The organism is Actinomycetospora sp. C-140, assembly GCF_054796175.1.
On record NZ_JBTWNF010000003.1, the window covers coordinates 416,946 to 438,181 of the forward strand.

Below are 21,236 nucleotides of genomic sequence, written 5' to 3' on the forward strand. Positions count from 1 at the left end.
ACGAAGGCGCCGCCCGGCGGGCGGCGCCTTCGTGTGTGATCAACGGGGAGTTCAGACGCCTAGAAGCAGCGAACAGCGCGTTCGCTGCAACACCGGGACCTCGCTCAGTCCGTGTGGTACGGGTCGTAGTGGATGTTGAGGAACGGCGTGCCGACGTCGAGGAGCGCGCCGACGGTCGCGCGCACCATCGGCGGCGAGCCGCTGACCGTGATCTCCCGATCGGCCCAGGCACCGTAGCGCGCGACGACCTCGCCGAGCGTCCCCGTCTCGGCCCCGTACTGCCGTCCGTCGTCCTCGACGACCGGCACGACCGTGAGCCACGGGTTCTCCTGCGCGGACCGGCGCAGGGCGTCGATGTCGTAGAGGTCGGCCCAGCTGCGACCGCCGACGAACAGGGCGACCTTGCGGTCGGTGCCCTCGGTGACCAGCTGCTCGATGATCGCGCGGGCCGGTGCGAGGCCGGTGCCGCCGGCGACCATGAGCAGGTCCGACTGCGAGCGCGGGTCCAGGGTCATCTGGCCCATGGGCGGCCCGATGCGCCACACGTCGCCGACGCGGGCGTGGGAGACGATCGCCCGGCTGACCCAGCCGCCCGGCACCGTGCGGACGTGGAACTCGAGCACGCAGTCCGGCCCGGGGGCGTTCGCGGGCGACATCGAGCGCCACATGCGCGGGCGCTGCGGGGTCTCGACGCTGACGTACTGGCCGGCGAGGTAGGGCACCGGCTGGCTGGTCTGCACCCGGACCACCGCGAGGTCCTGGGAGACGCGGCGGTGCTCCATGACCCGGGCCATCCACACCGCGGGGCCGCGCTCGGCCTCGGCGGCCTCGCGCATCAGCTGCGAGACGATGCCGTAGGCGCCGGTCCAGGCGTCCTCGACCTCGCGCGTCCACAACGGCCCGGCGATCTCGCGCAGCGCGCCGAGGAGCGCCTCGCCGACCTTGTCGTAGTGCTCGCCGACGACGCCGAACTTGCGGTGGTCGCGCCCGAGCTGGCGCAGGAAGACCGAGAGGTCGTCGGGGCGGTCGACCATCTGCACGACGTGCACGAGCGCCCGCAGCAGCCGGGTGCGCTGCAGCTCCATGGTGACCGGGAACAGCTCGCGGGTCTCCGGCGCGATGCGGAACAGCAGGCCGTAGAAGAGCTGCGTCAGCTCGTCGGACCGGTGCGCGACGGCGTCGAAGCTCGACCTGATGATCGAGACCATGTCGTTGACGTCGTTCGACGCGGCCTCGCGCGGCGTGGGCAGGCCGACACCGTCGGCCCCGGGGGGCGCCGAGGGCACGGACGGCGTCGCCGGCGGCGAGGGCATCGGCGGCGGGGGCGCCGTCGGGATCGGGCCGACCGACGTCGGCCCCGAGGGCGGGCCCGTGTGCCGGCCGGTGAACGGCGGCGGCGGCGCGGCCGCGGGGGTGGACCCGGGGTAGGGGGTGCGCAGGCCGGCGGGGGGACCGTGCGGCCCGGGCGGGTAGGTCATCGAGCTCCCCTCGGAACGGTGGGAACCCGGGAGGCCGGGTCCGGGCACGGACGACGCGGTGGTGTCCAGTCGTCCGTCGCGACGGTCGTCCGCGATGTCGAAGACCGAGCTGTCGTGTTCACCGGGGGCGCCGGGACGGCCACCCTCCGCGGGACGGAACGAGGTCTCGTAGCCGTCGGGTTCGCGGCGCGAGCCGTACCACGGCTCCCGGCCCCGGCCGTCGGTCTCGCGATCGTGCGCACCGGTGGCGCGGCCGAGCGGTCCCCCGGCCAGGGATCGATCGTCCCTCGCTGCGGTCACGTCTGGTCGACTCCTCGTCCCGGATGGCTGGGCTCCCCGGCGCCGCGCCACCCTAGCGGTTGTCCCCGCTCGGGAAACGCTACTCCGTGTCGTTCCTCGCGCCGCACTGTCGTGTGTTCGTGCGGTCAGCGTACGGCGACGCCCGGTGAGCGGGACCTTCGCGCGCCCGGATCGGGTGACGCGGCCGAACGGCGGCGTCATCCGTCGTCGCCCGGCGACCGTTCCCCGTGCAGGCGGGGACGACGGGGGCGACGAGCGTCGCCGGGCGGGCGTCAGTTCGCGGTGACGTCCCCGCCGTCGGATGGGGACGACGTCGTCGACGAGCCGCCGAGACCGTCGAGGCCCGGGTTCGCGACCGCGGCGTTGCGCTCCGGAACGCCCGTCCCGCTCGGGCCGCTCGCGCCGGTCGTCGTGCCGTCGTCGTCCGCGCGCGGTGTCGGCCGCGGGGTGGTCGAGCGCGGGGTGGGCGACGACGACGGGGGCCGGCTCGCCGTCGGCCGCGGCGTGCTCGTCGCGCGCGGCCGGGAGGTCGGAGTGGTCACCCTCGGCGGTCCCGCCGGGGACGGCGCGCGGGTGGCCGCGGCCGACGAGGGCCCGGCATCGGGCGCCCGGGTCGGGGGCCGGTCGGGCTGGGCGGGCTGCAGGGCGTCGACGACGCCGGTGCCGACGGTCGGCACGGTGCTCTCCGGCGTCTCGGGGACCGGCGTCTGCTCGGCCGGCACGTTCGGCGCGCCGGGGAGCGCGAGCTGCTGACCGGCCTGCTGGGCGTCGAGGCCCATCGCGATGCCCACGCCCCCGACCGCGACCGCGGCGAGGACCGCGGCGGCGGCCGGCAGCGACGACGACACCCCGCGGCGGGCGCGCCCGGCCGGCGCCGCCCGGGCGAGCAGGTGCGCCATCTCGTCCGCGCGGGCGCGCATGTGGCGTGAGGGACGCGGGCGGCGCCGGGCCGCCGGCTCCTCGGGTGCGACGACCGCGTCGACCGCCGGGCGGCCGGGCGCGGCGATGTCGGCGATCGCCGGGACCTCCGGCACCGCGCCCGCGGACCCCGCGCCGGTGGTGCCGCTCGGGGAGCCGGCGGCGTCCGCTGCGTCCAGGGCGGCCGCGGCGGCCGAGCCGGACATCGGCGGCGCCGCCGCGGGAACGGCGGGCAGGACCGTGGTCGGTGCGTCCCACCAGCTCGTCCCGCGGCCGGCGGCGGACGCGCTCCCCGGCGGCGGGGTGGCGTGTGCCGCCCCTGCGCCGTCCGGTTCGTCGCCCGCGGGCCCCGGGGCTCGCGTCACGGTGCACCTCCCGGCCCCGCGGGCGCGTCGTCCCCGACGACGTGACGCGCTGTGTACGAGGCCATCACACGTTGTTGATCGGACAGCGTGCCAGACGTGGTCGACCGGCGGCGGACGACCCGGTGCCGCGGGCGGCCCCCGGAAGCCCCCGGTGTGTGCGGGTGGTGGCCGGACCACCCTCTAGAGTGGCCGCACTGTGGAGCCGTCACGAGGCGCCGACGGGCGTGCGGAGCCGGGAGCGCGACACCGCGTGACCCTCGTCCTCCTCGCGTACTCGTTCGTGGTCACCGTGCTCGGCACATCGTTGTCGACCTTGCCGCACCCCGCTCACCAGCGCAGACGGGGTCGCGAGCGCGTGATCGGACCGGTGCGGCTGCACCGAACGGACCATCAAGGTTCGGATGACCACGTCGGGGATTGATCCGATCGGCGAGATCCGGGCCGGATACCGGACCGGCAGAGTGGACCGGCGGCCGCGCGGGGACGGCACGACACACGGAGGTGGCATGACGCGCGGCGTGGCGTTCGATGTCGTCGGCACCGAGGACAGCACCGCGACTCCGGCGACTCCGGCGACCCCGGCGACCCCGGCGACCCCGGCGAGCCCGACGGCACCCGCGGTCCCGACCCCGCACCCCCGGGACCGCCGGCCGCGCCCCCACCCGACCGGTGGCGGCGAGCCCCCCGAGGGGACGCCCGCGGGACCGGGGACGCCACACACGTCGCGCCCCGGCGGCGCGCACGGCCCGGCCGCGTCGGTGTCGGCATCGGCATCGGCATCGGCGGCCTCGGTGTCCACGCCCGCGTCGGCTCCGGCGGCGTCCCCGACGTCCCCGGCGTCCGCCACGCCGAGCGCCGGCACGGCGACGGCCGACCCCGCGATCCCCGCGCCGTCCACCGGCGAGGCCGACGCCGGTGCCGCGAGGGGCCCGGAGACCCGCCCCTTCGCGCGCGCGGTCGAGCGGGCCGACGGGCACACGACGATCGAGGTGCCGCCGGAGGAGACGGCCGCGGCCGCCCCGCCGGCCACGGCGGCCCCGGTGTCGGCGGTCGACCCGCGGGAGGCCGAGGAGTTCCTCCGGCTCTTCCACGACGAGAACCCGGCGGCCGGCCCGGTCGAGCCGCGCGTCGCCGCGGTGCTCGACGAGATCGCCCGCACCGGCACCTACGTCCACACCGCCGACGAGCTCGCGTTCGGGGCGCGGGTCGCGTGGCGCAGCTCGGCGCGCTGCATCGGGCGCCTCTACTGGCGCAGCCTGCACGTGCGCGACCGGCGGCACGTCACGACACCGGACGAGGTCGCCGCCGAGTGCGTCGGGCACCTGCGGGAGGCCACGCGCCGCGGCCGCATCCGCTCGACGATCACGGTCTTCGCTCCCGACGGCCCGTCCGGCCCGGGCCCGCGCGTCTGGAACGAGCAGCTGGTCCGCTACGCGGGCTACCGCGCCGGAGGCCGGGCGCTGGGCGACCCCCGCTACGTCGGGTTCACCGACACGGCGCGCTCGCTGGGCTGGATGCCGCCGAGCCCGATGGGCCAGTTCGACGTGCTGCCGCTGGTCGTCAGCGGCGGCGGCGAGCACGCCGCGGGCGGTCCGCAGGTGTTCGAGGTGCCGCGCGACGCGGTGCTCGAGGTGGAGCTGACCCACCCCGAGCACGCCTGGTTCGCCGACCTGGGCCTGCGCTGGCACGCCCTGCCGGTGATCAGCAACATGCGTCTTGACATCGGCGGCATCTCGTATCCGGCCGCGCCGTTCAACGGCTGGTACATGGCCACCGAGATCGCCGCGCGCAACCTCGCCGACGCCGACCGCTACGACCTGCTGGGCGACGTCGCCGAGGCCATGGGGCTCGACACCTCCAGCGACCGCACCCTGTGGCGCGATCGCGCGGCGATCGAGCTCACCGCGGCCGTGCAGCACTCCTTCGACGAGGCCGGCGTGTCGCTCGCCGACCACCACGGCGAGTCCCAGCGCTTCCTGCGCTTCGTCGAGAAGGAGGAGGCGGCGGGGCGGAAGTGCCCGGTCGACTGGAGCTGGATCGTCCCGCCGATCTCCGGCGGCCTCACCCCGGTGTTCCACCGCTACTACGACGAGCCCACCGACACCGGGCCGATGTTCCGGCTCGACGACCTCGCCAAGGCCCGGGGGCGCGGCTGCCCGGTCTGAGCGGCGCGGTCAGTCACGCTCGTCGAGGAAGGCCTCGACGAGGGGTGCGAGTTCGCCGGCCTCGGTGACCAGCGCGAGGTGGCCGCCCCGGTAGAGGTGCAGGCGCGCGTCGGGCAGCAGCCGCTTCATGATCTTCGCGTTCACCACCGGGATGATCGGGTCGTCGTCGCCGGCGAGGATGAGCGTGGGCTGTCGCAGCGCCGGCAGCACCGGGAGCGTCGTCCACCACGACCCGGCCACGAGCTGGTAGAGGTAGCCGCGCAGGGAGGTCTCGCTGCGCCCGGTGTGCAGGAGGTCGACCGCGCGCTCGGGGTGCGACCGCATGGTGCCGCCGTAGATCGACCCGGCGACACGGGCCGCGTACCCGGGATCGCGGTGCCGCCGGGCGGACACCATCCGCGCCAGCACGCGGGGGCGTGCGGGGACCATGAGCGAGCCGGTCCCGGTGGCCACGAGCACCAGGCGCCGGCAGCGCGAGCGGCACTGCAGGGCGAGCTGCTGCGCCAGCCCGCCGCCCCACGAGATGCCCAGCACGTCGACCCGGTCGTGGCCGAGCCGGTCGAGCAGCTTCGCGACGAGCGGGGCGAACGTGGTCATGTGATAGGGCACGAGGGGCTTCGCGGAGCCACCGATCCCGGGGACGTCGAACCGGATCACCCCACGATCCGGGTCCAGCGCGTCGACGAACGGGTCGAGCAGTTCGAGGCTCGAGCCGATGCCGTTGAGGAGCAACAGCGGGGGCGCGGCACCGTCGCCCGGCCGCTCGACCACCCGGAGCTCGCGGCCGCGCACGACCACGGTGCGCGGCGGGGGATCAGGCCGTCTCGCGGACGTAGCCACCGGGCGCCTCCCCGAGCACCGGGTGGTCGGCCGATCCCGGCTCGCGCGGCGCGGGCCGCCACGACCCCGACCGCTCCCCGAGCCACGCCGACAGGTGCGGCCACCAGCTGCCCTCGGTCTCGTGGGCGCCCTCCTGCCACTCGTCGGGATCGGCGGGGTTGTCGGCGCGCGTCCGGAAGCTGGCCGAGGAGTCCTGCGGCGGGTTGACGGTGGCCACCACGTGGCCGCTCGTCGACAGTACGAAGCACGGCTGCGAGCCGAGCAGCTGGGTCGTGCGGTAGACGTTCGCCCACGGGGCGATGTGGTCGTCGACGGCGCCCACGACGTAGCTGTCGACGGTGACGTCCGAGAGGTCGACCGGCGTGCCGAGCACCGTGATCCCCCCGGGCCGGGGCAGCGGGTTCTCCAGCCCCAGCTGCACGAAGTCGCGGTGCAGCGCGGCCGGCATGTTCGTCTGGTCCTGGTTCCAGAACAGGATGTCCCAGGCCGGCGGGTCCTGGCCCAGCAGGTAGTTGTTGATCCAGAAGTTCCAGATCATGTCGGTGGGCCGCAGGAACGAGAACATCGCCGCGAGCCCGGCGCCGTCGAGGTAGCCCTTGCGGGCCGACTCGGCCATCGCCGCCGCCCCCGTGACCCGGTCCAGGAAGGCGCCGTGGGTGCCGGCCGCCTCCCAGTCGAGGATGGTCACCGAGAGCACCAGCCCGGCGATCCGGTCCTGCCGGCCCACGGCCGCGAGGTGACCGAGGACCATCGCGGAGAGGGTCCCGCCCGCGCAGAGGCCCATCAGGTGGGTGGAGGACGTCCCGGTGATCTCCTCGACGGCGTCGAGCGCGGTGAGCACCGCCTCCGCGTAGGTGTCGAGGTTCCAGTCGGCGTGGCGGTCGTCGGGGTTGCGCCAGGAGATCGCGAAGACCTGCTGACCCTGGGTGACGGCGTACTCGAGCAGGCTCTTCCCGGGCGCCAGGTCCGCGATGTAGTACTTGTTGATCATCTGCGGCACGAGCAGCAGCGGGGCCTCGCGCACCTGGTCGGTCTGCGGGTCGTACCGGATGAGCTCGAAGACCTCGGTCCGGGCGACGACGGCGCCGGGCGTGGCCGCGAGGTCCTCGCCCACCGTGAACTGCGAGGTGTCGACCGTCGAGGGCAGCAGCGAGCCGGAGCGCAGGTCGCCGACGAGGTTGCGCACCCCCTGGAGGAAGTGCAGCCCGCCGGAGTCGACGGCCGCCTTGAGGACCGTGGGGTTGGTCAACGGGAAGTTCGACGGGGCGAGCGCCTCGAGGACGTTCCCGGCCGCGAACCGCAGCCGCTCCTGCGAGCGCTGGTCGAGGTCCGCGTCGTCGATCAGGTCGTCGACCGCGCTCCCGGTGGCCACGTAGGCCTGCACCAGGCGCCGCAGGGCCGGATTGTGCCGCCACGCGCGGTCCTTGAACCGCCGGTCACCCTTCTCGGGCCCCACCTCCGACCGACCCGCGACGATCTGCCCGAGCTCGCCCGCCCACCGCAGACCGTGGCGGGCCACGCGGTCGGGGCGCGACAGGAGCGCGAGGGCCGCGCGGGCCGGCGCGAGGCCGGGGGGATGGGTCGGGCCGTCGCCGTCGACGACGTCGTGGAGGACCGCATCGGCGGTGCTCCGCTGGCCGCTGCGCGGCTCGCCGACGCCGTTCGCTCGCTCGGTGGTGCTGGTGATGGCGCTCTCCTCGGGCCCGGCCACTGGGGGTACGCAACCGACCACATGCGGTGTTCCCCGTCAAGCTGGGCCGTTCGGGGGGATCTGTTCCGCGGAATGGGGTTGGGCGGGTGCTCCACCGGGCACCGGACCGCCCACCGCTGCGGCACCACGGGGAGGGCGAGGCATGCGCACGACGTGGGACCCGGTCGAGTACGCGGTCGGCCGCGAGAAGATCCAGGAGTTCGTCTCCGTCATCGGCGAGCGACACGCGGTGTTCCGCAGCGCCGCCGCCGCCCGCGAGGCGGGGTACCGCGACGTGGTCGCGCCGCCCATGTTCGCGGTGGTCTACGCGGGCTCGGCCGTCTACCCGGCCGTCTTCGACCCGCGCGCCGGGATCGACACCGAGAAGATGCTGCACGTGGGCCAGCGGTTCGCGTGGGGGGAGCCGGTCTGCGCGGGGGACACCGTGACGACCGAGACCGAGATCGCCGACGTCTCGAGCAAGGGCCGGAACACGCTCTACGTCTTTGCTTCGGTCTCACGGAACCAGGCCGACGACGAGGTCGTCCGCGGCCGCTGGACGATGATGGTGAGGGGCTGACGTGGACATCGGAGAGCACGTGCCCGACCTGCGGATCACCCCGGACCGGTACCTGCCCCACCGCTACGCCGGTGCCTCGCTGGACTTCAACCCCATCCACATCGACCCGGAGGCGGCGCGGGCCGCCGGCCTCCCGGGGAATGTCCTGCACGGGCTCTACACCATGGCCGTGCTCGCCCGGTCCGTCGGCGAGCTGGCCGCGGGCGACCCGAGTGCCCTGCGCAGTCTCGAGGTCGAGTTCACCGACGTCGCCGTCCCCGGGAGCGAGTTCGCGACGGCGGGCGAGGTCACCGAGGTGGCCGACGGCCGAGCAAGCATCGAGGCCTCGATCGTGCAGGACGGCACGGTCGTGGTCCGCGGTCGCGCCGAGATGGACGACACCACTGCTGACGAGCACCCATCCGACACCGGGAGTCGACGATGACGAATCTGGCGACAGCGCTGGTCGAGACCGCCGAGGAGCACGGCGACCGGCCGGCACTCCGGCTCGACGACCAGACGGTGACCTACCGCGAGTTCCTCGAGGCCGCGCGCCGGGCCGCGGGGTTCCTGCGGTCCCGCGGGCTGGAACCCGGTGCCCGCGTGGGGCTGGTCTTCCCGAACGTCCCGGCGTTCCCGATCGTCTTCTACGGCGCCCTCATGGCCGGGTGCGTGGTCGTCCCGATGAACCCGCTGCTCAAGGGCCGGGAGATCGAGTACTACCTCGACGACGCGGGCATCTCCGTGGTGTTCGCCTGGGACGACGCCGCGGACGCGTCGCGCGAGGCGGCGCAGGGCCGGGACGTCGAGGTGGTCGCCGTCGGCGCCGCGGGCCCCGACGACGGCGTGCTCGAGGGGGCCGACCCGCTCGACGGGCCCGTCGACCGCAGCGACGACGACACCGCCGTCATCCTCTACACCTCCGGCACCACCGGCTCCCCCAAGGGCGCCGAGCTGACCCACGCGAACCTGGCGACGAACGCCCGGGTCTCGGCGCGGACGTTGACCGAGATCACCACCGACGACGTGGTGATGGGCTGCCTGCCCCTGTTCCATGTGTTCGGTCTGACGTGCGGCCTGAACTCGGCGGTGCTGACCGGGGCCTGCCTGACGCTGCTCCCGCGCTTCGACGGGGCGAAGGCCCTGGCGATGATCGGCCGCGACGGGGTCACCGTCTTCGAGGGCGTGCCCACCATGTACTCGGGCCTGCTGCACGTGGAGGACCGCGAGCAGTACGACGTGTCGTCCCTGCGCTGCTGCATCTCGGGGGGATCGGCCCTGCCGGTCGAGGTGCTCCGTGAGTTCGAGGAGACGTTCGGGTGCGTCGTCCTCGAGGGCTACGGCCTCTCCGAGACCTCACCCGTCGCCTCGTTCAACCACCCCCACGCGGAGCGCAGGCCGGGCTCGGTCGGCACCCCGGTGGACGGGATGGAGCTGCGCCTGGTCGACGACGAGGGCAACGACGTGACCGGCGACGACGCCGGGGAGATCGCCATCCGCGGCGAGGGCCTGATGAAGGGCTACTGGGGTCGCCCCGACGCGACCGCCGAGTCCGTCCCGGACGGTTGGTTCCGCACCGGCGACGTCGGTCGCCGCGACGAGGACGGCTACTACTTCATCGTCGACCGCAAGAAGGAGATGATCATCCGCGGGGGCTACAACGTCTACCCCCGCGAGATCGAGGAGGCGCTCTACGAGCACGCGGCGGTCGCCGAGGTGGCCGTGGTCGGCATCGAGAACCGTGACCTCGGCGAGGAGGTCGGTGCGGCCGTCGCCCTGCGGCCCGGCGCCGAGGTCGACGTCGAGGAGCTGCGCGACTTCGCCAAGGAGCGCGTCGCGGCCTACAAGTACCCGCGCCACGTGTGGCTCCTGGACGAGCTGCCGAAGGGACCGACGGGCAAGATCCTCCGCCGCGAGATCGTGCCGCCGGACGAGGTGCGCTGACGCGCAGGTGAGCACTTCGAGGTGCCAGAGCACTCCGAAGTGCTCACATGGCCGTCAGGCCACGTCGATCACCAGCCAGCCGCCGTGGTCGTCGCTGACGCGGAACCCGTGGCCGGTGCGCTCGCCGAGGGCGTGCAGGACGGCGTGGTCGAACGTCCTGAGGTGCCCGTACACGGGCTCCGGGAGGTCCTCGTAGGGCACGGCGACCACGACGCGGCGCCGGGCGACGCGCAGCATCTCGTCGAGCACCCGGACCGTGTCGGCCACCGGCAGGTGCTCGAGGAGGTGCACGGCCGTCACGGTGTCGACCGCGCCGCTGCGGGCGGGCAGCGTCCGGGCGTCGGCGACGACGGTGCGCACGGCCTGTCCGCGCCGGCTCGCGACGGCACCGAGCAGGCCCATCGTGCCGGGCGTGTGGTCGGTCGCGACGACGTCGAAGCCCTCCTGCGCCAGCCGCAGCGGCAGGAAGCCGAAGCACGAGCCGACGTCGAGCACGGTGCGTCCGCGGATCTCGGCGAGCGCCCGCTCGTGGACCGGCGCGAACGCGGCCAGCGACGACTCGGGCGCCACGTCCGGGTCCACGTCGTGCGCCGGCGAGCGCAGCACGGCGAGGCTGTTGGCGTAGAACGTCGACCACGCGGTCAGCGGGTCGCTGACGGTCGAGCGCACGATCCCGGTGAACACCCGCTCGAAGTCGCCGGCGGAGGTGACGACACCGGTCAGCTCGCGGGCGACGAGCCCGGCGATGTCGTCGTCGAGCTCGTCGGCGCGCAGCCGGTGCAGCACGAGCAGGCGGTCGCCGGGCCGGTGCACCTCGAAGTGGTCGGTGACCCGCTCCGGCGGGCGGGCCGCGACCAGCCGGACCGGCACCGGAGCGCGGTCGACGTGGCAGACGACGACGTGGTCGTCCTCCCACCGGCCGGGGTGGGACGGGGCCAGGGGGTCGATCCGGACGGCCCCGGCGGGCACGGGGGAGTCGCGCAGGCCCGTCACCGGGCTCAACGCCCGATCATCTCGGCCGCCATGTCGTGGCTGACCTCCGAGAGACCCGTGAGGTCGCGGACGACCCGGATGCGGTCGACGAACTCGGCGTACTGCGGCAGGTCGCACGAGCCCAGGCCCCAGGAGTAGCGGGGCTCGGGCGTGAGCCAGATGGTCTCCCTCGCCCGGCGGGTGATCTCGGCGAACGCCTCCATGTTGGCGTCGTTGCCGTTGCCCCGGCCGTCGCCGAGCACGATCACCGTCGAGCGCCGGTTGACCGCCGAGCCGTGGTCCTCGAGGAACGTGCCGAACGCCGTGCCGTAGTCGGAGTTGGCGTCGACGTCGATCATGTCACCGCCGAAGATCAGCCCGAGGGCGTCCTCCACGGTGTGGTCGGAGAACAGGTCGGTGACCTCGATGAGGTCGGCGACGAACGCGAACGAGCGCACCTGGCCGAACATGTCCTGCAGACCGTGCACGAGGTGCAGCGTGAACCGGGCGGTCGCCCGCACCGACAACGAGACGTCGGCGAGGATCACCAGGCGCGGCTTGTCCTCGGCGCGCGCGACGGTGACCGGGCGGAACGGGACGCCGTCGAAGCGCATGTTGCGGCGCATCGTGCGGCCCGGGTCGATGCGCCCGCGCGGGGACTCGCGCCGCTTGTGGGTCAGGGCGCCGTGCAGCGTCTTGGCGAGCCGGCGCAGGGAGTCCTCGAGCTGCTGGCGCTCGTGCTCCTCGGCCCGGTCGACCTCGGCCTTGTGGGCCTCCTCGTCGCCGTCGCCGCCCTCGACGATGCGCTGCTCGATCTCCATGAGCTTCTCGAGGTGGCGCTTGATCGCCTCGGGGAGGTTCTCGAGCATCCCGGCCAGCCGGCGGCGCAGGGCCATCGCGTCGCTCTCGTCGCCCTCGTCGTCGATACCGTCCTCGACCCCCTGCAGCCAGCCGAGCAACGCCTCCTGCTGGGCGACGGTGAGGTCGGCGTCGACCTTGGTGCCGGCCTGCTCCGCGATGTCGCCGGGCAGACCGGCGCCGTGCAGGCTGTCGGTCTCGATCTGCACCTTGTCCTGGGCGCCGATCTGGTCGGTGGCGCCGTCCTTCGAGAAGACGATCTCGTCGGTCATCGACGCGAGGTCGATCTTGTTGGCCTCCTGGTGCAGGTTGTACTGCTCGGCCAGGTCCTCCGGGTCGAAGAAGTCCTTGATCGACACCGGCTTGCCGTGGTCGTGGCCCTGCTGCGGGGTCTCGCCGGGCTCCTCGGAGAGCGTGAACTCCTCGAGCGCGCCGCCGTCGGAGAGGTCCTCGTGACCGTGCCCGTGGCCGTGCCCGCGGTCCTCGTCGCCGATCTTCACCAGCGCGAAGTACGCGTCGAAGATCTCGTCGAAGGTCGCCTCGTCGCGGATGTCCTTGACCAGGGCGACCCGCAGCGCCGCCCGGAGCGTCTCGCGGTCGGCGAGGACGCCCGGCTCCCGCGCGCAGCGCATCGCGTCGAGGACCTCCGAGGTGGAGACCCGGACCTGCCGGATGCGCAACAGGCGGACGAACCGGTGGATGCTGGCCTCCATGCCGGGGGCCTCCTCTCGGTGCTCGCCGGTCCCTAGAGCGCGCGCTTCTTGCCCAGGCCGAACGACCGGCTGCCCTGGCTCGAGCTCACGTTGCGGGGCTTGGCCGGCTCCAGCTCGCCGTTGCGGGCCTTCTCCTTCTGCTCGACGCCGGCGGCGTAGTGCCCGACGTGGCGGCCCTCCTGGTCCTTCGCGGCCCGCACGGAGCGTCCGTCGGGGCCGTCCTCCTCGTCGTCGTCGGGCACCCGCCGCGACGTGGCCGGGGCCGGTCCGCCGGAGTGCCCCTCGTCGTGGCCGTGCCCGTGCCCGTGGCCGTGCCCGTGACCGTGACCGTGGTCGTCGATCTCGGCGTTCGGGTCGACCAGTTTCGGCAGCGCGCCGAGGGCCTTGGTGACGTCCTTGTCGTACTTCACCACGACGCTGACGGTGTCGGAGAGGATCGAGCTCGAGAGCTCGTCGACCCCCAGCACGGCGAGCGTGCGGGCCCAGTCGATCGTCTCGGAGATGCTCGGGGCCTTGCGCAGTTCGAGCTCGCGCAGGCCGCGGACCACCTCGACGAGCTCGCGGGCAGCCGCCTCCGGCAAGCCTGTGTCCTTCGAGCGGACGATCTCCAGCTCGCGCTCCGCGCTGGGGTAGTCGAGGAACAGGTGCAGGCAGCGGCGCTTGAGCGCGGCGGCCAGGTCACGGGTGTTGTTGCTGGTCAGGATGACGTAGGGCGCGTTCTGCGCCGCGAACGTGCCGACCTCGGGCACGGAGATCTGGTACTCACCGAGGGTCTCCAGCAGCACCGCCTCGAGCGCTTCGTCGGCGCGGTCGACCTCGTCGATCAGCAGCACGACGGGATCGTCGGAGCGGATGGCCTCCATCAGGGGCCGCTCGGCGAGGAACTCCTCGGAGAAGAAGACGCTGTCCTGCGCGGCGATCCGCTCGACCGAGGTCTTGATGTCGGGAGCGTCCTGGACGATCTCGGCGATCTTCTCGCGCAGCATCTGGGTGTAGAGCAGCTGCTTGCCGTAGTCCCACTCGTAGAGGGCCTTGGTCTCGTCCTGGCCCTCGTAGCACTGCAGCCGCAGGAACCGGCGCCCCGTGGCCAGCGCCAGCATCTTGGCCAGCTCCGTCTTCCCCACGCCGGCCGGTCCCTCGAGCAGCAGCGGCTTCTCGAGGCGCGTCAGGAGGAACACCGTCGTCGCCAGGCGCCGGTCGGCGATGTAGCCCTGCTTCGCCAGCGCGTCGATGACCTCCTCGACCGAACCGAACGGGGCAGCGGTGTCCGTGCTGGTCACGCGGGGTCCTTCCGTGGAGTGGCAGATCGAGGGAAACACACCGGTGCCCGGCGGGCCAGCGCAGAGGCCGACCCGCCGGGCACCGGCGCGGCGATCAGCTGAGCAGGTCGTCGAGGTCGCCGTTGAGGCAGTGGTCGACGACGGGGCGCACGGTCGTGAACGTGCACTCCTTGGGGTTGCCCGGGGTGCAGGCGTCACCGAGGACGTGGTTGGTGATGCGGTCCACGTCCGCGTCGTTACCCGTGATCGTCTTCTCGTTCTCGTAGAACTTCGTCGGGCCCTGGCCGAGACGGTTCTTCGAGTACGAGTCCTGGGTGACGTCGGTGAACTTCTCCGGGATGCCCACGTCGCGCAGCAGACGGATGGACGCGGCGAGCGCGGCCTCCGCGGCCTGGACGTCGGTCATGTGCGTGGTGTCCACGCCCATGGCCTCGGCGATCCGGGCGAACCGCTTGTAGGCGACCGGCATGTTGAACGCCCACACGCGGGGGAGCGCGACGGCGTTGTTCAGGCCGTGGTGGGTGTCGTAGAAGGCCGACACCGCGTGCGAGATCGAGTGGATGATCCCGAGGCCACCGGAGTTGAACGCCTGGGCGGCGATGTACTGCGCGTACATCATGCCCTCGCGGCCGGGGAGGTCCTGGCCGTTCCACACGGCCTCGCGCAGGTGCTGCGAGGTGAGCTCGATGGCGCGGATCGCGTTGCCGAGGCTCGGCTCGAAGTTCAGGCGCGAGACGTAGGGCTCGGAGGCGTGCGCGAGGACGTCGAAGCCGCACTGGGCGGTGAAGTCGATCGGGCAGTCGTAGTAGAGCACCGGGTCGTCGATGGCCAGCGTGGTCACCGACGCGTCGTCGAACGCGACGTACTTGTGCGGGTTGTTCGGGTCGGTCGTGGTGTCGGTGATGACGTAGGCCCAGGAGGTCTCCGAGCCCGTGCCGGCCGTGGTCGACACCGCGATGTGCGGCGGGTTCTTCGGGTTCTCGGACTTGTTGAAGCCCTCGAACTCGTTGACGTTGCGGCCGTCGTGGGCCACCGAGACCCGCGCGCCCTTGCAGGCGTCGTGCGAGGAGCCACCACCGATGGACACGAAGCTGTCACAGGAGTTCTCCTGGTACATCTTCACGGCGTCCATCGAGTTGTAGTCCTTGGGATTCGACTCGACCTTGTCGTAGATGACGGTGTCGATCCCGTGGTACTTCATCGACTCGCTGATCTTGTGCACGATGTCGGTGCCGCGCAGGCCCGACGTCATGATCAGGGTCTTCTTGAAGCCGAGCTTCAGCGCCTCCGGCCCGATCATCTCGTGCGAGCCGGGCCCGAGGAGCGCCCGCGGGAAGGGGTGGAACTCCTTGATCGGGAACGGCTTGAGCAGCTCGTCAACCTGCATGGCTGTCCTCTCGTCGGGTCCAACCGAGGGAACGCCGTGCATGACGGTCCTCTCGGGATCCGGCGCGACGCTAAGCGTGGCGCCGGTCACCGGAACAGAGGCATGCGGTGATCCCGACCACGGCGACGGTGCCTGTCCTGGACCTTCGGACAGGTTTCCTGCTGGCCATCCTGCTGCGTTGCTCGGGCCGGGTTGTTGCCATTGATACGCGATAAGTCGGGCGGATGGAAGAGGGCGCTCGCGGGAACCACGGGCGGGTGACCGACGGCCCTTCCGACGGCCCTCCCGGGGGAGCCTCCGACCTCGCCGGACGCACCGCCCTCGTGACCGGCGCGAGCCGCGGGCTCGGCCGGGCGATCGCCGCGGCGCTGGCCGGCGCCGGGGCGTCGGTGATCGGGATGTCGCGGGACGGGGCGGCGCTCGAGGAGGCCGTGGGGTCGTTCGGTGGGCGGGCGCTCGTGCACGACCTCGCCGACGTCGACGGCATCCCCGCCCGCGTGGACGGTCTCGAGGTCGACGTGCTGGTGAACGCCGCGGCGGTGATGAGCTCGCGGCGCTCGAAGACCCTCGACGCGACCCTCGCCGAGTGGCGCGACGTGCGCGCCGTCGACCTCGACGCTCCCTTCGCGCTGATCTCCGCGCTCGTGCCGGGGATGGCGGCGCGCCGGTGGGGCCGAGTGGTCAACCTGACCGCCTGCCTGGGGCGCATGACCGGCCCGGGGACGGCCGGCGGGCTCGCCCCGTACCGCGTCGCGAAGGCCGGGCTCAACGCGCTGACCCGCACCCTCGCCCACGAGCTCGCCCTCGGTCGTCGCGGAGTCCTCGTCGACGCCACCTGCCCCGGCCACTGCCGCACCGACATGGGCGGGCCCGGCGCGCCCCGGTCGGTCGACCAGGGCGCGGACACGGCGATCTGGCTCGCGACACGCGCCTCGACCCCCTCCGACCCGGTGCCCACCGGGCGACTGTGGGAGGACCGTGCCGAGGTGCCGTGGTGAGCCGGCCGCGCGACGGTGGTAGCCAGTGACCCGAGACGGGCCGGCGTCAGAGGTCGGCGAGGGCGGCGCGGGCCAGGTCGAGGGCGCGCTCCCGGGAGACGCCGAGCGCGGTGACCCGGCGCGCGTACTCGGCGGCGAGCTCGCGGGCCGGGTCGGCGGCGGTGTCGGCGCCGACGACGAAGGTCCCGAGCCGGCCCCGGGTCTCGACGACGCCCGCGGCCTCGAGCTCGCGGTAGGCGCGGGCGACGGTGCCGGCGGCGAGGTTCAGGTCGGTCGCGAGTCGGCGCACGGCGGGCAGGCGCGTGTGCGGGGCGAGGGCGCCGGTGCGGGCGAGCTCAGTGACCCGGGCGCGGAGCTGCTCGTAGGGCGGATCGGGGGAGTCGGGGTCGAGGTCGATGAGGTCCTCGGGCGCGCTCACCGGGTCGCGAACCCCCGCCCGAGCTGGTCGAACGCCTCCTCGACCAGCTCGCCGAGCACCTCGCCGTCAGCGTCCGCCCGCCCGTGCCAGGCGCTGAACACCGCGCGCATCGAGGCCACGACGGCACGGCCGAAGACCTGCGCGCGCAGCGACCCCGGGTCGTCGCCCCAGCGCCCCGCGGCGTCCCTGGCGAGCGCGCTCTCCCAGTCGCGGTAGCGCACCGTCGCCCGCGCGGCGAGCTCGGGCACCTCCTCGATCAGCCCGAGACGCCGGCGCAGCGCGGGCAGCTCGGCGTCGGCGTAGCGGTTGACGGCGAGGAAGGCGGCGCGAGCGGCGGCGACGGGGTCGTCGCCGACCTGGTCGGCGAGCACCGAGGCCAGGGCGGCCAAGCCGTCGTCGAGCTCACCGAGCACCACGTCGAGCTTGGTCGGGAAGTACCGGAAGAACGTCCGCCGCCCGACGCCGCCCGCGACGGCGAGCTCGTCGACCGTGGTCTCGTCGAAGCCCTGGGCCGCGAACAGCTCGAGGGCGACGTGCTCGAGGCGCTGGGCGACGGGCACACGCCGCGCACTTCTCGTCGTCACCACCACAGCATCCTCTACCACGGGGAGGGGCCCGCCGTCCCCGCTGAACGGAGGGGTGTTTCCCACCCGGACCGGGCCTGGTGGTGGCACCGAGTGCCGCTTAGCGTTCCGAGCGCCCGAGGCACCGGTGGTGAGGAGGACGCGATGGAAGAGAACGAGCTCGTCGAGGAGACCCTCGTGGAAGAGGTCTCGATCGACGGCATGTGCGGCGTCTACTGATGTCGACGACGGCGGCGGGGGCCGGTCCGACGGCCCCTGCCGGCGTCGGTGACTTCGACGCCGACCTCCCGTACCGGATCTCCGGTTCGGTGTCGGTGCGCCCGGAGTCCTTCGGCGCCCTCGTCTACGACTTCCACACGCGGCGACTGTCGTTCCTCAAGACCCGGCCGCTCGTCCGGGTCGTCGAGTCGCTCGCCGACCACCCCGACGTCCACGGCGCCCTCGAGGCCGCCGAGGTTCCTGCACACCAGCGGGAGCAGTACCTCAAGGCCCTCGCCGGGCTCGCGCAGGCGGGGACGATCAAGCGCCGGGAGGCCGTGGCATGAAGCTCGTCGACCACTTCGTCGAAGGCCTGAACTCCCCGATCTGCCTGACCTGGGAGCTCACCTACGCCTGCAACCTCTCCTGCGTCCACTGCCTGTCCAGCTCCGGCCGCCGCGACCCGAACGAGCTCTCCACCGAGGAGGCCAAGGCGGTCATCGACGAGCTGCAGCGGATGCAGGTCTTCTACGTCAACATCGGCGGCGGCGAGCCGACGGTGCGCAGCGACTTCTGGGAGCTGCTGGACTACGCGATCGCCCACGACGTCGGGGTCAAGTTCTCGACCAACGGCGTCAAGCTCGACAAGGCCCGGGCTGCGCAGCTGGCGGCGACCGACTACGTCGACGTCCAGATCTCCCTCGACGGCGCGACGGCCGAGGTCAACGACCACGTCCGCGGCCCCGGGTCGTACGACACCGCGATCCGCGCGATGGAGAACCTGCACGAGGCGGGCTTCGGCCAGTTCAAGATCAGCGTGGTCGTGACGCGCCACAACGTCGACCAGCTCGACGAATTCAAGGCGATCGCCGACAAGTACGGCGCCCAGCTGCGGATCACCCGCTTCCGCCCGTCGGGCCGAGGCGCCGACTCGTGGGACGAGCTGCACCCGACCCACCAGCAGCAGCGCCAGCTCTACGACTGGCTGGTCGCCCGCGGCGAGGACGTCCTCACCGGTGACTCGTTCTTCCACCTGTCCGCGTTCGGCCAGGAGCTGCCGGGGCTCAACCTCTGCGGTGCGGGCCGCGTGGTGTGCCTGATCGACCCGGTCGGCGACGTCTACGCCTGCCCGTTCGCGATCCACGAGCAGTTCCTCGCCGGCAACGTCCGGTCCGAGGGCGGGTTCCAGACGGTGTGGCAGGACTCGGAGCTGTTCGCGGAGCTGCGCGGGCCGCAGTCGGGCGGGGCGTGCACCAAGTGCTCGCACTACGACGCCTGCCAGGGCGGCTGCATGGCGGCGAAGTTCTTCACCGGCCTGCCGCTCGACGGTCCCGACCCGGAGTGCGTGCTCGGCAACGGCGAGCGCGAGCTGGCCAAGCTGGAGATGGACACGATCGTCCCGAAGCCATCGCTGGACCACTCGCACCGCACGACGCCGCGCGATCGGGAGCCGGTGCCGCTGACGCTGTCGGTACGGCGTCCGGATCGGGCCTGCGACTCCGACCCCCTCGCCGGCGAGGGCACGCGCCTGCCCGCCGGGATCCGGGTGGGCTGATCCTCCGGAGCCAGGCCGGAGGTGGGTCGGCTGAATCTCCCCCGGTGCCGCGGGCGATCCTCGCGGCACCGGGGTGAGTCCCCATGACGTGGGGACGTACGCAGTTCCCGCACGGTCGTTCCTCGGCGTCCGAGGGCGCGCCAGTCTCGCGCGATGGCGACCATCGACGTCAACGGGACCACGCTCTACTACGAGCAACGTGGCGACGGCCCACCGCTGCTGTTCGTCTCCGGCGCGCTGGGCGACGCCGGGTACTGGACGGACGTCGCCGACGCCCTCGCCGACGAGTACACGGTGGTCACCTACGACCGTCGGGCGAACTCACGCAGCCCGAGGCCGGAGAACTGGACCGGTACCTCGGTCGAGGAGCAGGCCGACGACGCCGTCGCACTCCTCGAGGCGCTCGATCTGGCTCCGGCCGTCGTCTACGGGAGCAGCGCGGGCGGGATCTTCCTGACGAACCTGGCGCTCCGCCGGCCCGATGTCCTGCGTGGCGCGATCTTCCATGAACCGGCCTACCTCGCGGTGACGTCGGTGGTGGGGGAGGTGGGCGGCATCCTCGAGCAGCTGATCGGCGACGGGATGGCGCAAGGCGGGCCCGAGAAGGCCGTCGAGCTGTTCCTGCGGTGGGTGTGCGGCGACGACGTCTACGAGTCGTTCGATCCCGCCCTGCGCGGCCGTCTGCTGGGGAACGGGGACGTCATGCTCGGGGTCGAGATGGAACCGATGCTGGCCTACCTACCGGCGCCGGAGCAGCTGGCCGCGGTGGCGACGCCGAGCGTCGTCGCTGTCGGCGTCGACCAGCGCGACGGCTCTGCGCGGGGGCTCTGGTTCGTCGAGGCGTCGCAGTGGGTCGCCGACGGTCTCGGGGTCTCCTTGATCGACACCCCGGGGCGTCACGTCCCGCAGGCCACCCACCCCCAGGAGCTCGTCACGCTCCTGCGCCCGATCCTCGCCCGTCTCGCGGCGTCCTCTCCGGTCACGGCATGACTCCGATCCGCCGAGCCTCTTCCGTCCGCTGCTGAGACAGAACGGGCCGTCTGTACCCACTTCCGATCCGGTTTCTTGATCAACTCGTTTGACCCTGCATGACCGGGTCATCACCGTCCGCAGCCGAGCCCGAGCCCCTCGCCGCCCTGCCGCTGCTCGCGGAAGCCGGCGTCAGCGTCTACTGGGTCCCGCTCGACGGGCGGACGGCCTGGGTCGCCGACGCGGACACCCGGCAAGTGTGGATCTCCCGCACCGTCCCGCGCGAGGGGCTGCTGCACTGCCTCGTCGAGGCGCTGACGGTGATCGACCAGGGGGTCGCGCCGTCGGAGCCCGACCGCCCCGGGCTGCGCCTGGTCCACGACGGCGAGCCCGTCGAGGACGCCTCGGAGTCCACGCCGTCGCTGCGACTGCTCCGCGAGGGCTGAGGACGCCGGATCAGTCCGACGAGCTGCTCGACGACGATCCGGAGTCGCTGCTCGAGTCGCTCGACGACCAGGAGTCGCCGCCCGAGGAGCCCGAGTCGCTCCACGAGCCGGAGTCCGACCAGCCGCCGTGGTCGTGGTGCCCGTGGTGGTGGTGCCCGTGGTCGTACGGCCCGGGATCGGCCGACGGATGGTGGTGCTGGTGGTGGCCGGGCCAGTACTCCCCTGTCGGGTCGGGCCAGGGGCTGCCACCGCCACGCACGCCGCCGAACCCTCCCGCGAGACCGCGACCGCCGCCGGCGACGCGGAACCCGCCCGGTCCGGCGCCCGCCACGGCGGCCCCGGCGACGCCGGCCATCGCGGCACGGAACCGCGAGCGCGCGTAGGTGATCACGGCGAGCACGGTGAGCATCGTGCTGAGGACGAACGCCAGGACGGCGGCGAGGAACCAGCCGGTCGGGATCGACGTCACCGTGACCACCGCCGTCACGAACGCCACGACCGCGACCACTTCGACGGCCACCGCCACGCCGACCAGGAGTCGCGTACGCCCGGGACCGCTGTCCTGTGACGCAGCGTCGAACGGGAAGGTCATGGTCGGC

Annotated in this window: 21 protein-coding genes; 10 read left to right on the plus strand and 11 right to left on the minus strand. The window is 73.2% G+C overall.

Going from position 1 to position 21,236, the window contains the following annotated elements:
• Positions 1 to 104: 104 nt before the first annotated feature.
• Both ACR9E3_RS07635 and ACR9E3_RS07640 read right to left on the minus strand, forming a co-directional pair.
• The gene (locus tag ACR9E3_RS07635) at positions 105 to 1,208 is read right to left on the minus strand and encodes an FAD-binding oxidoreductase (protein WP_460379669.1); all 1,104 of its coding nucleotides are present in this window, start codon (positions 1,206 to 1,208) and stop codon (positions 105 to 107) included.
• Positions 1,209 to 2,050: 842 nt separating this feature from the next.
• Positions 2,051 to 3,061, minus strand: a complete 1,011-nt coding sequence (locus tag ACR9E3_RS07640; protein WP_460379613.1) for a hypothetical protein — start codon at positions 3,059 to 3,061, stop codon at positions 2,051 to 2,053.
• 983 nt (positions 3,062 to 4,044) lie between these two features.
• Between ACR9E3_RS07640 and ACR9E3_RS07645 the strand changes: the two genes are divergently transcribed.
• Positions 4,045 to 5,226 (plus strand): nitric oxide synthase oxygenase, encoded by a 1,182-nt coding sequence (locus ACR9E3_RS07645; RefSeq protein ID WP_460379670.1) that lies wholly within the window; start codon positions 4,045 to 4,047, stop codon positions 5,224 to 5,226.
• Between the two features lie 9 nt (positions 5,227 to 5,235).
• Here the strand turns inward: ACR9E3_RS07645 and phaZ are convergent, their stop codons facing one another.
• Positions 5,236 to 6,018, minus strand: coding sequence for a poly(3-hydroxyalkanoate) depolymerase (phaZ, locus tag ACR9E3_RS07650; RefSeq protein ID WP_460379614.1), 783 nt, complete (start codon positions 6,016 to 6,018; stop codon positions 5,236 to 5,238).
• A gap of 22 nt (positions 6,019 to 6,040) precedes the next feature.
• On the minus strand, positions 6,041 to 7,777 hold the full coding sequence (locus tag ACR9E3_RS07655; protein WP_460379615.1) for a PHA/PHB synthase family protein: 1,737 nt from the start codon (positions 7,775 to 7,777) through the stop codon (positions 6,041 to 6,043).
• 142 nt (positions 7,778 to 7,919) lie between these two features.
• Here ACR9E3_RS07655 and ACR9E3_RS07660 point away from each other — a divergent pair, with 142 nt between their 5' ends.
• The 3 genes from ACR9E3_RS07660 to ACR9E3_RS07670 are packed head-to-tail and all read left to right on the plus strand — an operon-like array spanning position 7,920 to position 10,259.
• Complete coding sequence (locus tag ACR9E3_RS07660; protein ID WP_460379616.1) at positions 7,920 to 8,336, plus strand: FAS1-like dehydratase domain-containing protein; 417 nt, start codon at positions 7,920 to 7,922, stop codon at positions 8,334 to 8,336.
• Position 8,337: 1 nt separating this feature from the next.
• Complete coding sequence (locus ACR9E3_RS07665) at positions 8,338 to 8,760, plus strand: MaoC/PaaZ C-terminal domain-containing protein (RefSeq protein ID WP_460379617.1); 423 nt, start codon at positions 8,338 to 8,340, stop codon at positions 8,758 to 8,760.
• The gene (locus ACR9E3_RS07670) at positions 8,757 to 10,259 is read left to right on the plus strand and encodes a long-chain-fatty-acid--CoA ligase (RefSeq protein ID WP_460379618.1); all 1,503 of its coding nucleotides are present in this window, start codon (positions 8,757 to 8,759) and stop codon (positions 10,257 to 10,259) included. The genes ACR9E3_RS07665 and ACR9E3_RS07670 overlap by 4 nt, the downstream gene beginning before the upstream one ends.
• 54 nt (positions 10,260 to 10,313) lie before the next feature.
• Here the strand turns inward: ACR9E3_RS07670 and mftM are convergent, their stop codons facing one another.
• From mftM to mdo, 4 genes are all read right to left on the minus strand, one after another.
• Complete coding sequence (gene mftM / locus ACR9E3_RS07675) at positions 10,314 to 11,252, minus strand: mycofactocin oligosaccharide methyltransferase MftM (protein WP_460379671.1); 939 nt, start codon at positions 11,250 to 11,252, stop codon at positions 10,314 to 10,316.
• Positions 11,253 to 11,257: 5 nt separating this feature from the next.
• Positions 11,258 to 12,802 (minus strand): VWA domain-containing protein, encoded by a 1,545-nt coding sequence (locus tag ACR9E3_RS07680; protein WP_460379619.1) that lies wholly within the window; start codon positions 12,800 to 12,802, stop codon positions 11,258 to 11,260.
• A 32-nt stretch (positions 12,803 to 12,834) separates the two neighbouring features.
• Positions 12,835 to 14,082 carry an AAA family ATPase gene (locus ACR9E3_RS07685; RefSeq protein ID WP_460379620.1) on the minus strand — a complete coding sequence of 416 codons (1,248 nt, stop codon included), beginning with the start codon at positions 14,080 to 14,082 and terminating at the stop codon, positions 12,835 to 12,837.
• A gap of 94 nt (positions 14,083 to 14,176) precedes the next feature.
• A complete protein-coding gene (gene mdo, locus ACR9E3_RS07690; protein WP_285650742.1) occupies positions 14,177 to 15,469 on the minus strand; it encodes an NDMA-dependent methanol dehydrogenase in 1,293 nt (430 codons plus the stop codon).
• 257 nt (positions 15,470 to 15,726) lie between these two features.
• Between mdo and ACR9E3_RS07695 the strand changes: the two genes are divergently transcribed.
• The gene (locus ACR9E3_RS07695) at positions 15,727 to 16,467 is read left to right on the plus strand and encodes an SDR family NAD(P)-dependent oxidoreductase (RefSeq protein ID WP_460379621.1); all 741 of its coding nucleotides are present in this window, start codon (positions 15,727 to 15,729) and stop codon (positions 16,465 to 16,467) included.
• Positions 16,468 to 16,513: 46 nt separating this feature from the next.
• On the opposite strand, the gene ACR9E3_RS07700 is transcribed toward ACR9E3_RS07695, so the two are convergent.
• Both ACR9E3_RS07700 and ACR9E3_RS07705 read right to left on the minus strand, forming a co-directional pair.
• The gene (locus ACR9E3_RS07700) at positions 16,514 to 16,885 is read right to left on the minus strand and encodes a GntR family transcriptional regulator (protein ID WP_460379622.1); all 372 of its coding nucleotides are present in this window, start codon (positions 16,883 to 16,885) and stop codon (positions 16,514 to 16,516) included.
• Positions 16,882 to 17,469: an acyl-CoA-like ligand-binding transcription factor gene (locus ACR9E3_RS07705; RefSeq protein ID WP_460379623.1), complete on the minus strand. Its 588-nt coding sequence runs from the start codon at positions 17,467 to 17,469 to the stop codon at positions 16,882 to 16,884. The genes ACR9E3_RS07700 and ACR9E3_RS07705 overlap by 4 nt, the downstream gene beginning before the upstream one ends.
• A gap of 144 nt (positions 17,470 to 17,613) precedes the next feature.
• Here ACR9E3_RS07705 and mftA point away from each other — a divergent pair, with 144 nt between their 5' ends.
• The 5 genes from mftA to ACR9E3_RS07730 all read left to right on the plus strand — a co-directional run bounded on the left by mftA (position 17,614) and on the right by ACR9E3_RS07730 (position 20,637).
• Complete coding sequence (mftA, locus tag ACR9E3_RS07710) at positions 17,614 to 17,688, plus strand: mycofactocin precursor MftA (protein WP_133826305.1); 75 nt, start codon at positions 17,614 to 17,616, stop codon at positions 17,686 to 17,688.
• Positions 17,688 to 18,014, plus strand: a complete 327-nt coding sequence (mftB, locus tag ACR9E3_RS07715) for a mycofactocin biosynthesis chaperone MftB (RefSeq protein ID WP_460379624.1) — start codon at positions 17,688 to 17,690, stop codon at positions 18,012 to 18,014. The genes mftA and mftB overlap by 1 nt, the downstream gene beginning before the upstream one ends.
• Entirely contained in the window at positions 18,011 to 19,222 is a 1,212-nt protein-coding gene (gene mftC, locus ACR9E3_RS07720) for a mycofactocin radical SAM maturase (RefSeq protein WP_460379625.1), read from the plus strand. Before mftB ends, mftC begins: the two co-directional genes overlap by 4 nt.
• Before the next feature lie 153 nt (positions 19,223 to 19,375).
• Positions 19,376 to 20,212 carry an alpha/beta fold hydrolase gene (locus ACR9E3_RS07725; RefSeq protein WP_460379626.1) on the plus strand — a complete coding sequence of 279 codons (837 nt, stop codon included), beginning with the start codon at positions 19,376 to 19,378 and terminating at the stop codon, positions 20,210 to 20,212.
• A gap of 98 nt (positions 20,213 to 20,310) precedes the next feature.
• Entirely contained in the window at positions 20,311 to 20,637 is a 327-nt protein-coding gene (locus ACR9E3_RS07730) for a hypothetical protein (RefSeq protein ID WP_460379627.1), read from the plus strand.
• 10 nt (positions 20,638 to 20,647) lie between these two features.
• Here ACR9E3_RS07730 and ACR9E3_RS07735 read toward each other — a convergent pair whose 3' ends face one another.
• Entirely contained in the window at positions 20,648 to 21,229 is a 582-nt protein-coding gene (locus ACR9E3_RS07735; RefSeq protein ID WP_460379628.1) for a hypothetical protein, read from the minus strand.
• Between the last annotated feature and the right edge of the window lie 7 nt (positions 21,230 to 21,236).

What these genes read in the sequence shown, in the direction of transcription:
- ACR9E3_RS07680 (WP_460379619.1), bottom strand. Translation starts at nt 12,802, where the DNA reads ATGGAGGCCAGCATCCACCGGTTCGTCCGCCTGTTGCGCATCCGGCAG.
- mftC (WP_460379625.1), top strand. Translation starts at nt 18,011, where the DNA reads ATGAAGCTCGTCGACCACTTCGTCGAAGGCCTGAACTCCCCGATCTGC.
- ACR9E3_RS07660 (WP_460379616.1), top strand. Translation starts at nt 7,920, where the DNA reads ATGCGCACGACGTGGGACCCGGTCGAGTACGCGGTCGGCCGCGAGAAG.
- ACR9E3_RS07635 (WP_460379669.1), bottom strand. Translation starts at nt 1,208, where the DNA reads ATGGTCTCGATCATCAGGTCGAGCTTCGACGCCGTCGCGCACCGGTCC.
- ACR9E3_RS07725 (WP_460379626.1), top strand. Translation starts at nt 19,376, where the DNA reads ATGGCGACCATCGACGTCAACGGGACCACGCTCTACTACGAGCAACGT.
- mftB (WP_460379624.1), top strand. Translation starts at nt 17,688, where the DNA reads ATGTCGACGACGGCGGCGGGGGCCGGTCCGACGGCCCCTGCCGGCGTC.
- ACR9E3_RS07670 (WP_460379618.1), top strand. Translation starts at nt 8,757, where the DNA reads ATGACGAATCTGGCGACAGCGCTGGTCGAGACCGCCGAGGAGCACGGC.
- ACR9E3_RS07735 (WP_460379628.1), bottom strand. Translation starts at nt 21,229, where the DNA reads ATGACCTTCCCGTTCGACGCTGCGTCACAGGACAGCGGTCCCGGGCGT.
- mdo (WP_285650742.1), bottom strand. Translation starts at nt 15,469, where the DNA reads ATGCAGGTTGACGAGCTGCTCAAGCCGTTCCCGATCAAGGAGTTCCAC.
- ACR9E3_RS07730 (WP_460379627.1), top strand. Translation starts at nt 20,311, where the DNA reads ATGACCGGGTCATCACCGTCCGCAGCCGAGCCCGAGCCCCTCGCCGCC.